Origin of the sequence: Mycobacterium sp. E3298, assembly GCF_001666895.1 — a bacterium.
Classification (GTDB): Bacteria; Actinomycetota; Actinomycetes; order Mycobacteriales; family Mycobacteriaceae; genus Mycobacterium.
In genome coordinates, this window is sequence record NZ_LZJB01000138.1 from 1 (window position 1) to 10,953 (window position 10,953).

At 70.4% G+C, this 10,953-nt stretch carries 11 protein-coding genes; 9 read left to right on the forward strand and 2 right to left on the reverse strand.

The window, feature by feature from the left end; all coding sequences use genetic code 11:
- Both A9X05_RS31965 and A9X05_RS06455 read left to right on the forward strand, forming a co-directional pair.
- Positions 1-116 (forward strand): hypothetical protein (locus A9X05_RS31965; protein WP_231975447.1); only part of this gene is annotated, 116 nt, incomplete at its 5' end.
- 45 nt (positions 117-161) lie between these two features.
- On the forward strand, positions 162-2,060 hold the full coding sequence (locus A9X05_RS06455) for an ABC transporter family substrate-binding protein (protein WP_197498948.1): 1,899 nt from the start codon (positions 162-164) through the stop codon (positions 2,058-2,060).
- Positions 2,061-2,069: 9 nt separating this feature from the next.
- Here A9X05_RS06455 and A9X05_RS06460 read toward each other — a convergent pair whose 3' ends face one another.
- Positions 2,070-2,675: a TetR/AcrR family transcriptional regulator gene (locus A9X05_RS06460; RefSeq protein WP_067755794.1), complete on the reverse strand. Its 606-nt coding sequence runs from the start codon at positions 2,673-2,675 to the stop codon at positions 2,070-2,072.
- A gap of 79 nt (positions 2,676-2,754) precedes the next feature.
- On the opposite strand from A9X05_RS06460, the gene mshB reads away from it, so the two are divergent.
- From mshB to A9X05_RS06480, 4 genes are all read left to right on the forward strand, one after another.
- Positions 2,755-3,657 carry an N-acetyl-1-D-myo-inositol-2-amino-2-deoxy-alpha-D-glucopyranoside deacetylase gene (mshB, locus tag A9X05_RS06465; RefSeq protein WP_067780057.1) on the forward strand — a complete coding sequence of 301 codons (903 nt, stop codon included), beginning with the start codon at positions 2,755-2,757 and terminating at the stop codon, positions 3,655-3,657.
- Positions 3,658-3,750: 93 nt separating this feature from the next.
- On the forward strand, positions 3,751-4,212 hold the full coding sequence (locus A9X05_RS06470) for a hypothetical protein (protein WP_067780060.1): 462 nt from the start codon (positions 3,751-3,753) through the stop codon (positions 4,210-4,212).
- 108 nt (positions 4,213-4,320) lie between these two features.
- Entirely contained in the window at positions 4,321-6,939 is a 2,619-nt protein-coding gene (locus A9X05_RS06475) for a bifunctional FO biosynthesis protein CofGH (protein WP_082970904.1), read from the forward strand.
- A 29-nt stretch (positions 6,940-6,968) separates the two neighbouring features.
- Positions 6,969-7,733: a maleylpyruvate isomerase N-terminal domain-containing protein gene (locus tag A9X05_RS06480; protein ID WP_067780066.1), complete on the forward strand. Its 765-nt coding sequence runs from the start codon at positions 6,969-6,971 to the stop codon at positions 7,731-7,733.
- Positions 7,734-7,743: 10 nt separating this feature from the next.
- Here the strand turns inward: A9X05_RS06480 and A9X05_RS06485 are convergent, their stop codons facing one another.
- Positions 7,744-8,076: a hemophore-related protein gene (locus A9X05_RS06485; protein WP_067755777.1), complete on the reverse strand. Its 333-nt coding sequence runs from the start codon at positions 8,074-8,076 to the stop codon at positions 7,744-7,746.
- A gap of 374 nt (positions 8,077-8,450) precedes the next feature.
- Between A9X05_RS06485 and fdxA the strand changes: the two genes are divergently transcribed.
- The 3 genes from fdxA to A9X05_RS06500 form a co-directional block, all read left to right on the forward strand.
- Entirely contained in the window at positions 8,451-8,777 is a 327-nt protein-coding gene (gene fdxA / locus A9X05_RS06490) for a ferredoxin (RefSeq protein WP_067755774.1), read from the forward strand.
- Between the two features lie 53 nt (positions 8,778-8,830).
- A complete protein-coding gene (dapC, locus tag A9X05_RS06495) occupies positions 8,831-9,916 on the forward strand; it encodes a succinyldiaminopimelate transaminase (RefSeq protein WP_067780069.1) in 1,086 nt (361 codons plus the stop codon).
- Positions 9,917-10,004: 88 nt separating this feature from the next.
- Positions 10,005-10,953: APC family permease (locus A9X05_RS06500; protein WP_156736510.1), on the forward strand; the 949-nt coding region annotated here is incomplete at its 3' end.

A 10,953-nucleotide genomic window follows, 5' to 3' on the forward strand; every position in this document is an offset into this window, starting at 1 on the left:
TCTGCGCGCAGGACGAATGCGTCGAGGTGACTCCGGAGATCGTCCGGGTCCGCAAGGTCGAACTGGACGCCACGACCCGGGCCCGCAGCCGGGCGCGGGCCAAGGCCCGGGGTTAATCGCGCGTGCTTGGGCGGGCTGCCGGGCAGCTGCTCGTTACCCTGATCGGCATGCCGAGACGAGTCCGCCGTTTCTTCGTGACGGTCGGCGTGCTCCTCTCGCTGACCGGATTGGCGCTGGCGGCGTGCACGGTCAACCCCCCGCCGGCGCCGCAGAGCACCGACACGCCCCACAACTCGCCACCGCCCCCGCCGCGGCCCACCCAGATCATCATGGGCATCGACTCGATCGGCGCCGGCTTCAACCCGCACCTGCTGTCCGACCTGTCGCCGGTGAACGCGGCGATCAGCGCGCTGGTGCTGCCGAGCGCGTTCCGGCCCGTGCCAGACCCCGCGACGCCCACCGGCTCGCGCTGGGAGATGGACCCGACGCTGCTGGAGTCCGCCGAAGTCACCAACCAGAACCCGTTCACGGTGACCTACAAGATCCGGCCGGAGGCGCAGTGGACCGACAACGCCCCGATCGCCGCCGATGACTTCTGGTACCTGTGGCGGCAGATGGTCAGCCAGCCCGGCGTCGTCGACCCCGCCGGCTACGACCTCATCACCGGCGTGCAGTCGCTGGAGGGCGGCAAGCAGGCGGTGGTCACCTTCGCCCAGCCGTATCCATCATGGAAAGAGCTGTTCAGCAACATCCTTCCGGCGCACATCGTCAAGGACGTGCCGGGCGGGTTCGCGGCCGGGCTGGCCCGGGCGCTCCCGGTGACCGGCGGCCAGTTCCGCGTGGAGAGCATCGATCCGCAGCGCGACGAGATCCTGGTGGCCCGCAACGACCGCTATTGGGGATCACCGGCCAAGCCCGCCGTCATCCTGTTCCGGCGCGCCGGGGCGCCGGCCGCGCTGGCCGATTCGGTGCGCAACGGCGACACCCAGGTGGCCCAGGTGCACGGCGGATCGGCGGCCTTCGCGCAGCTGTCCGCCATCCCCGACGTGCGCACCGCCCGGATCGTGACGCCGCGCGTCATGCAGCTGACGCTGCGCGCCACCGAGCCCAAGCTGTCCGACGCCCAGGTGCGCAAGGCGATCCTCGGGCTGCTCGACGTCGACCTGCTCGCGGCGGTGGGCGCGGGCAGCGACAACACCGTCACGCTGGACCAGGCCCAGATCCGCGCGCCCAGCGATCCCGGCTACGAGCCGACCGCGCCGCCCGCGATGACGACGCCGGCGGCGCTGGCGCTGCTGGAGGGGGCCGGCTACAAGGTCGAGGGCAACGCTTCGGCTTCAGCGGGGTCACCGGCCCCGACGCCGGCGAACACCGGGCCGCCCGAGGTCATCCGCGGCCGGATCAGCAAGGACGGCCAACAGCTGTCGCTGGTCATCGGCGTGGCGGCCAACGACCCGACCTCCGTCGCGGTGGCCAACACCGCCGCCGACCAGTTGCGCAACGTGGGCATCGCCGCCAGCGTGCTCGCGCTGGACCCGGTCACGCTGTATCGCGACGCGCTGAACAACAACCAGGTGGACGCGATCGTCGGCTGGCATCAGGCCGGCGGGAACCTGGCGACGCGGCTGGCCTCGCGGTACGGCTGCCCGGCGCTGGAGGCGACGCAGGTGCCGACATCCACGGGGCCGACCACGAATCCGCCCTCGTCGAGCGCGCCGCCGTCGACCGGGTCAAGCGCCTCCTCCACCACGCCGACCTCGTCCGCGCCCAGCCGGCCGCCGGACCCCAACGCCCTGGTGCAGGCGCCGTCGAACCTCACCGGAATCTGCGACCGCAGCGTCCAGTCGAACATCGACGCCGCGCTCAACGGCACCAAGAACATCAACGACGTGATCACCGCGGTCGAGCCGCGGTTGTGGAACATGTCCACGGTGTTGCCGATCCTGCAGGACACCACGATCGTCGCCGCCGGCCCGAGCGTGCAGAACGTCAGCCTGACGGGAGCGGTGCCGGTCGGCATCGTCGGCGACGCCGGCCAATGGATCAAGACCGGGCCCTGATCGGCCCGTTCAGTCCCGTCTGGTCCGCGGCGGGATCACGGTATCGACGATCAGCGCCAGCTCCCTGCGGTTGGGCGGCGATCCGGTCAGCAGGAAGTGCTGGTTGATCAGAGCCGGGCCGATGCGCGCGGTGAGCGGGGTGGTCATCTCCGGATCGAGGTCGCCCTCCGCGACGGCGGCCTGCAGGATCGATTCGATGATCTGCAGGCGGGGAGCCACCACCGCGTCGGCGAAGATGGCCCGCATCTCGGGCTCGTGCAGCAGCTGGTTGACGGTGGCCATGCCGGGGAACGCGGTCTTGCCGGCGCAGACGTCGCGGTGCGCGGTGAAGACCGTCAGCAGGTTGTCCCGGGCCGACCGGCCGGCCCGCGCCTCGGGCAACGGCGGCAACGTATGGACCAGGGCGGCGTGCACCAGCTCGCACTTGGTGGTCCAGCGCCGGTACAGGGCGGCCTTTCCGGTGTGGGCGCGCGCCGCGATGCCCTCCATCGTCAACCCCCCGTACCCGACTTCGGCCAGCTCGGCCAGAGTGGCCTCGTACAGCGCGCGTTCGAGGACCTCGCCCCGTCGGCGGCTCCTGCCGCCGGCCGGGGCGGTCTTGGTGAGCTGCGGCATCCCTCGATAGTAGCCGCACGCGTTCCTATCGGCTGCGACGAGACCGCTACCGCCGGCCGGGGACGGGTAGGGTGCGTCCATGCCTGAGACTCCACGGCTGCTGTTCGTCCACGCGCATCCCGATGACGAGAGCCTCAGCAACGGCGCCACCATCGCCCACTACACCGCCCGCGGGGCGGACGTGCGCGTCGTCACCTGCACGCTCGGCGAGGAGGGCGAGGTCATCGGCGAGCGGTGGGCCGAGTTGGCCGTCGACCGCGCGGATCAGTTGGGCGGCTTCCGGATCGGCGAGCTCACCGCCGCGCTACGTGAGCTGGGCGTCGGCGAACCGCACTACCTGGGCGGCGCCGGACGCTGGCGCGACTCGGGCATGCGGGGCACGCCCGGGCGGCGGCGCCAGCGGTTCATCGACGCCGACGAACGGGAGGCCGTCGGCGCGCTCGTTGCCATCATTCGCGAATACCGGCCGCACGTGGTGGTGACCTACGACCCGGGCGGCGGTTACGGCCACCCCGATCACGTCCACACTCACACCGTCACGACGCGCGCCGTCGCCGCCGCGGGCTCCGACGACTTCCCCGGCGAGCCGTGGACCGTGCCGAAGTTCTACTGGTCGGTGCTCGCCACCGACGCCTTCGTGGCGGGCATGCGCGCGCTCGAACCCGAGGATCTGCGACCCGGGTGGACCATCCCCCCGGAGGAGGAGTTCGGCTTCGGGTACGCGGACGCCGACATCGACGCCGTCGTCGAGCCCGCCGTTGCGGCGTGGGCGGCGAAGCGGGCCGCGCTGGCCGCGCATGCCACCCAGGTGATCGTCGGGCCGACGGGCCGGGCCTGCGCCCTGTCGAACAACATGGCGCTGCCGATCATGGCGGACGAACACTACGTGCTGGTCGCCGGCACGGCGGGGGAGCGCGACGAGCGCGGCTGGGAGACGGACCTGCTCGCCGGGCTTGATTTCGGCGCGGTCGTCACGCGGTAGGCTTGCCAATCAGGCAGCCACGGAAGGATTTCGCATGGACCCCGACCTGGACCCTAATCAGCAGCATTGGCAGGACCGGCTCGACAGCCTGCAGTGGGTTATCGGCTCGATACTCTCCAACATCGACAGCGTTCCGACCTGACCGAAACGAAGCCGCGCGCCATACCCGTCGAAGACGGCGGCGCGACAGACCCCGCGATCCGTTTCGTTGTCCTGACGCTGCTGGCCGTCGACGGGGTCCTCTCCGCACTGGCCGGGGCCCTGCTGCTGCCTTCCTACCTCGGATCGATCCCGTTCCCCATCAGCGGATTGATCTCTGGATTGGTCAACGCCGCCTTGGTCTGGGCCGCCGGCCGGTGGACCGCCTCGTCGCGGCTGGCCGCGCTGCCGCTGTGGACGTGGCTGCTCACCGTGGCCGTGATCAGCATGGGCGGCCCGGGCGACGACGTCATCCTGGGCGGCCGCGGCCTGCTGGCCTACGGGGCGTTGCTGCTGATCGCGCTGGGGGCGGCGCCGCCGTTCTGGGTGCTGTGGCGGCGCGGCCACCGGGCCTGACGTTCGTGCGGTCGCGGCAAGGGATGTCCCCGCTTGCCGGTGTGGGCCTGACGCTACTGTTGACTGTTGCGCAGACCGGGCCCGCACGGGCCTGAAAGAAAATTTCACATGTTGGGACACGCGGATGAAATTCGATCGTGGGGAAGTTACACGAAGGTGCCGCTGACTCCGGGCGAGGAGCCTACCGCTCTTCCTAATCCTGTGGTTCCGCCAAAGACGAGCGCATCCGCGCTGCGGCGGGTGCTGCGCCGCGCCCGAGACGGCGTCGCGCTCAACGTCGACGAGGCGGCCGTCGCGATGACCGCGCGGGGTGACGACCTCGCGGATCTGTGCGCCAGTGCGGCACGGGTACGCGATGCGGGTCTGGCGTCGGCCGGCCGGCGCGGCCCCGGCGGCGGACTGCCGATCACCTATTCGCGCAAGGTGTTCATCCCGGTCACCCACCTGTGCCGCGACACCTGCCACTACTGCACCTTCGTCACCGTCCCGGGCAAGCTGCGCGCGCAGGGCGCGGGCATGTATCTCGAGCCCGACGAGATCCTCGACATCGCCCGCCGCGGGGCCGAACTCGGTTGCAAGGAAGCGCTTTTCACCCTCGGTGACCGCCCCGAGGATCGGTGGCCGGAGGCAGCGCAGTGGCTCGGCGAACGCGGTTACGACTCCACGCTGTCCTATGTGCGGGCCATGGCGATCCGGGTGCTCGAGGAAACCGGGCTGCTGCCACACCTGAACCCCGGCGTGATGAGTTGGTCCGAGATGGCCCGGCTCAAGCCGGTGGCGCCGTCGATGGGCATGATGCTCGAGACCACATCGCGGCGCCTGTTCGAGACGAAAGGGCTTGCGCACTATGGCAGCCCGGACAAGGACCCCGCCGTCCGGCTGCGCACGCTGACCGACGCGGGCCGGTTGTCCATCCCGTTCACGACGGGCCTGCTGGTCGGCATCGGCGAGACCCTGACCGAACGGGCCGAGACCCTGCACGCGATCCGCAAGTCGCACAAGGAGTTCGGGCACGTTCAGGAAGTGATCGTGCAGAACTTCCGGGCCAAGGAGCACACCGCGATGGCCGGCGTCCCCGACGCGGGGATCGACGACTACCTGGCGACGGTAGCGGTCGCGCGGCTGGTGCTCGGTCCCGGCATGCGCATCCAGGCGCCGCCCAACCTGGTGTCCCCCGACGAGTGCCTGGCCCTGGTCGGCGCCGGGGTCGACGACTGGGGCGGCGTCTCGCCGCTCACGCCCGACCACGTCAACCCCGAGCGGCCGTGGCCCGCGCTGGACGACCTCGCCGACATCACCGCCCGTGCCGGATACGAACTGGTTCAGCGACTGACCGCCCAACCCAGGTACGTCCAGGCGGGGGCGGCGTGGATCGACCCCCGGGTGCGCGGGCACGTGCTGGCGCTGGCCGACCCGGCCACCGGACTGGCCCGCGACGTCAATCCCATGGGACTGCCCTGGCAGGAGCCCGACGACGTCGCGTCCGCGGGGCGGGTCGACCTCAACGCCGCAATCGACACCGAGGGCCGCGCCACCGAGGCTCGCAGCGATCTGGACAGCGCCTTCGGCGACTGGGAATCGATCCGCGCGCAGGTGCACGAACTGGCCGCCCGCGCCCCCGAGCGGATCGACACCGACGTGCTCGCCGCGCTGCGGGCGGCCGAGCGCGATCCGGCCGGCTGCAGCGACAGCGAGTACCTGGCGCTGGCGACCGCCGACGGGCCGGCGCTGGAAGCCGTTGCCGCCCTGGCGAATTCGCTACGCCGCGATACGGTCGGTGACGACGTGACGTTCGTGGTGAACCGCAACATCAACTTCACCAACATCTGCTACACCGGCTGCCGGTTCTGCGCCTTCGCGCAGCGCAAGGGCGACGCCGACGCGTATTCGCTGTCCACCGACGAGGTCGCCGACCGCGCGTGGGAGGCGCACGTCGAGGGCGCCACCGAGGTGTGCATGCAGGGCGGGATCGACCCGGAGCTGCCGGTCACCGGCTATGCCGACCTGGTCCGCGCCGTCAAGGCGCGGGTGCCGTCGATGCACGTGCATGCCTTCTCGCCAATGGAGATCGCCAACGGCGTCACCAAGAGCGGGCTCAGCGTGCGCGAGTGGCTGATCAGCCTGCGCGAGGCCGGGCTGGACACCATTCCGGGCACGGCCGCCGAGATCCTGGACGACGAGGTGCGCTGGGTGCTCACCAAGGGCAAGCTGCCGACCTCGGAGTGGATCGACATCGTGACCACCGCGCACGAGGTGGGCCTGCGGTCGTCGTCGACGATGATGTACGGGCACGTCGACAGCCCGCGGCACTGGGTCGCCCACCTCAACGTGCTGCGCGGGATCCAGGACCGCACCGGCGGGTTCACCGAGTTCGTGCCGCTGCCATTCGTGCACCAGAGCTCGCCGTTGTACCTGGCGGGCGCGGCCCGGCCCGGGCCCACCCACCGCGACAACCGCGCTGTGCACGCATTGGCGCGAATCATGTTGCACGGCCGCATCTCCCAGATTCAGACCAGCTGGGTGAAGCTGGGCGTCGAGCGCACCCAGGTGATGCTCAACGGTGGCGCCAACGATCTGGGCGGCACGCTGATGGAGGAGACCATCTCGCGAATGGCCGGTTCGGAACACGGGTCGGCGAAGACGGTCGAGGAGCTGACCGAGATCGCCGAGGGGATCGGGCGCCCGGCCCGTCAACGCACCACCACCTACGCCCCGCGGGCCGCTTAGCACCCAGACCGGGCGGGTACCCCGACGCCGTGAACCGACAGATCGACGACGACCGGTTCCCGGAGTGGCGCCCATTCGTGGACGCGGTGCAGCAGCGAAGGCCCGACGCCGGCACCTGGTGCGAGGCGTGGACGGTCCGCGACGTCGTCATCCATCAGGCCGGGAACGCCGAGGAGATCGCCCGGGTGCTGGCCGCTCACCTGGAGGGTGAACCGGTCGGCACGCGGGGCTTCGAGGAGCGTGAGGGACCGTTGCGCGCCTTGAACGACCCCGATTTGTGGGACGCGTTCCTCGGTCGGATGGCCACCCTGAACCGGGTTGCGGCGGCCGCCGACGACGTGCCGCAGGACACCGACGTCGCGTGGACGGGCCGCACCATGAAGGTGCCCTGGTTCGCCGAGCACATGCGCGAAGAGCTGGTGCTGCACGGCTGGGACATCACCGGCGACGACGCGGCGGCGCGGGCGCGGCTGGCCGAGCCCTGGATGACCACCCACAGCGTCTTGGCGGTCGGAAGGCCGCTGCTGGCCAAGGGCGCCAAGCAGTTAGCGCCGGGCGAGCGTATCGAGGCGCGGCTGCGGGTCCCCGGCGCCGACGACGTCGTGGTCAGCGCAGAAGCCGACCGCACCTCCGTCGAGCTCACCGAACCCGAGGGTCCGGCGACGCTGGAAACCGATGCCGCGGCGCGGGTCCTGCTGCTCTGGGGGCGTAGGCCCGCGGACCCGTCCCGGATTTGCAGCCGCGTCGGGCCGCAGACGCTGGGCCGCGTGCGCGGCCTGCTCAGCGGTTACTGAACCCGCGGGCTCAGAAGTTGTTACAGGTGACGGCGACCTGGTTGATGTCGTCGTAGTACTTCATCGCCGACGGCATCGCCTGGATCTGCTGGGCCATCTGCTGGCGCTTCGGCGGCGGCGAGGCCAGGAAGCTGCGGATGTAGGACTGCGCCACGGGCGAGCTGTTCAGCTGCGCGGCGGCCGCCGGATCGGTGGCGTTGAGCGCCGCGATCACCTGTCCGTAGTTGCACGTGGTGTTGATGATCGCGTCCGTCGGGTCCGCGGATGCGATCCCGGCGCCGGCGGTCAACGCCACCGCGGCGCTACCGATCGCGACGGTCAATTTGGTCAACGACAGCCTCATGTGTGGACACCTTCCCCGTTAATGCACCGCTATCAAGGCGACGACATCTGCCCAGCGGTTGCCGTCTTCCGGTCGAGGTTACCAGGCGCCACGACCGTGCTTCCATTTCAATGGTTATCGCACGACCCCGCCGGACTGCGACTTTGCGCAGGTCGGCGGCCCGGGGCCGGTGTTCGCCCTTGGCGAAACGCACCCCGCCCGCGGCCTCCGAGACCGGCGGTCTTAAATCGTCTGTTTAACGGGCGCGCCAAGTGGTTGACGTGTATGTGCAACGTCTAGTATCAGTAACCGAAAGCTTTGTCTGGAGCGGCCGGCAGCACCGGGCGCGAGCCGAAGAGCAGCCCACACCGAAGTAGTACATAGAGGAGACGTCTGTGACCTACACGATCGCCGAGCCCTGTGTCGACATCAAAGACAAGGCATGTATCGAGGAGTGCCCGGTCGATTGCATCTACGAGGGCGCGCGGATGCTGTACATCCATCCCGACGAGTGCGTCGACTGCGGGGCGTGCGAGCCGGTCTGCCCCGTCGAAGCGATCTACTACGAAGACGACGTGCCCGAGCAGTGGAGCCAGTACACCCAGATCAACGCCGACTTCTTCACCGAACTGGGATCGCCGGGCGGCGCCGCCAAGGTCGGCATGACCGAGAACGACCCGCAGTCGGTCAAAGACCTGCCGCCGCAGGGCGAGGGCGACTGAGCCGGCCGGTGCTGGATCAGCCCGGTGTGAGGCCGCGCGCCGCACGCGGGCGAGTGTCGGCGTCCCTGCCGGAATTCCCGTGGGACACGCTGGCCGACGCGAAAGCGCTGGCCGGCTCCCACCCCGACGGGATCGTCGACCTGTCCGTCGGGACACCGGTCGACCCCGTCGCGCCGGTGATCCAAGAGGCGCTCGCCGCCGCCGGATCCGCGTCCGGGTACCCCGCCACCGCCGGCACTCCGCGACTGCGGGAAGCGGCGGTCGCCGCGCTGGCCCGCCGCTTCGGCGTCACGGGGGTCAGCGAGGCCGCCGTCCTGCCGGTGATCGGCAGCAAGGAGCTCATCGCCTGGTTGCCGACGCTGCTGGGGCTCGGACCCGCGGACGTGATCGTGGTGCCCGAGCTGGCGTATCCCACCTATGACGTCGGGGCCCGGCTGGCCGAGGCGCCGGTGCTGCGCGCGGACTCGCTGACCCAGTTGGGCCCGCAATCGCCTGCGCTGGTCTACCTGAACTCCCCGAGCAACCCGACCGGCCGCGTGCTGGGCGTCGACCACCTGCGCAAAGTGGTCGGCTGGGCGCGCGAGCGGGGCAGCGTGGTGGCCTCCGACGAGTGTTACCTGGGCCTGGGCTGGGACGCCCAACCGCTGTCGATCCTGCATCCGTCCGTGTGCGACGGCGACCACAGCGGGCTGCTGGCGATCCACTCGCTGTCCAAGAGTTCGTCGTTGGCCGGCTACCGGGCAGGGTTCGTCGCCGGTGACCCCGACCTGGTGGCCGAGCTGCTGGCGGTGCGCAAGCACGCCGGGATGATGGTGCCCACGCCGGTGCAGGCGGCCATGGTCGCGGCGCTGGACGACGACGCCCACGAGCGGGCGCAGCGGGAGCGGTACGAACGGCGGCGCGCGGCGTTGCTGCCGGTGCTGCGGGCGGCCGGATTCACCGTCGACCACTCCGAAGCCGGCCTGTATCTGTGGGCCACGCGCGGCGAGCCATGCGCGGACACCGTCGACTGGCTGGCGGGGCGCGGCATCCTGGTGGCGCCCGGCCACTTCTACGGCCCGCGCGGCGCGCAACACGTGCGCGTCGCGTTGACGGCCACCGACGAGCGGATCGCCGCCGCGGTGCAGCGACTCGCCTGACCGGCGCCGCCCAACTGCCACCGTGGCGGCGGCGAACGTGCACAATGCATCGCAGGTGTTTCGCCCGCTCACGGTAAGGACGGTGGTCGTGACCGCTTCGGCCGGCAAGCTACGGATCCCCCTTTCGGTCGGGGACATCGCCAAGCGGGTTTTCCTGGGCAAGCCGTTGGTCACCGAGGACATCGCCTCCGAGAAGTTGTCGAATCCGGTTGCGCTTGGCGCTCTTTCACCGGACGCCGTGTCATCGGTCGCCTATGGTCCCGAGCAGATCCTGATCGAGCTGTTGCCGCACGCGGGGTTGGCCGCCTTCCTGTTGTTGCTTCCGATCACCGGTGTCATCTTGCTCATCCTCGTGCTGGTGGCCGCCTCGTATCGGCAGGTGGTCATGGCCTACACCCGGGCGGGCGGCTCCTACATCGTCGCCCGCGAGAATTTCGGGCCCCGGGTGGCGCAGATAGCCGCCGCCGCGTTGCTGATCGACTACGTGGTCACCGTTGCGGTGCAGTCGGCGGCCGGGACGGTCGCGGTGGTGTCGGCCGTCCCCGCGCTGGGCCCCTACAGCCTGGAAATCACGGTCGGTGTGGTGCTTGCCATCTGCTACGCAAACCTGCGCGGCTTGAAGGAAGCGGGCCTGCCGTTCGCGCTGGCCACCTATGCCTTCATCGGCATGGTCGGCCTGACCATCGTGGTCGGCGTCATCCGCGCGGCCATGGGGAACCTGCCGGTCTACGATCCCACGCACATGGCGGGAACCGTGCCCGTCCACCAGGGCAACGGGCTGGTGCTGGGGGCGACGATCTTGGTGTTGCTGCGAGCCTTCGCCAACGGAGGCTCGTCCCTGACGGGGGTGGAGGCCATCTCCAACACGGTCGACCACTTCCGAAAGCCGCAGGGCCGCAACGCCCGCCGAGTGCTCACGGCCATGGCCACCATCCTTGGCGTGTTGCTGGCCGGGGTCGCCTATCTGGCGCACGTCACCCACGCCACGCCGTATCTCACCGAGTACCCGTCGGTGCTGTCGCAGATCGGTCGCGCCG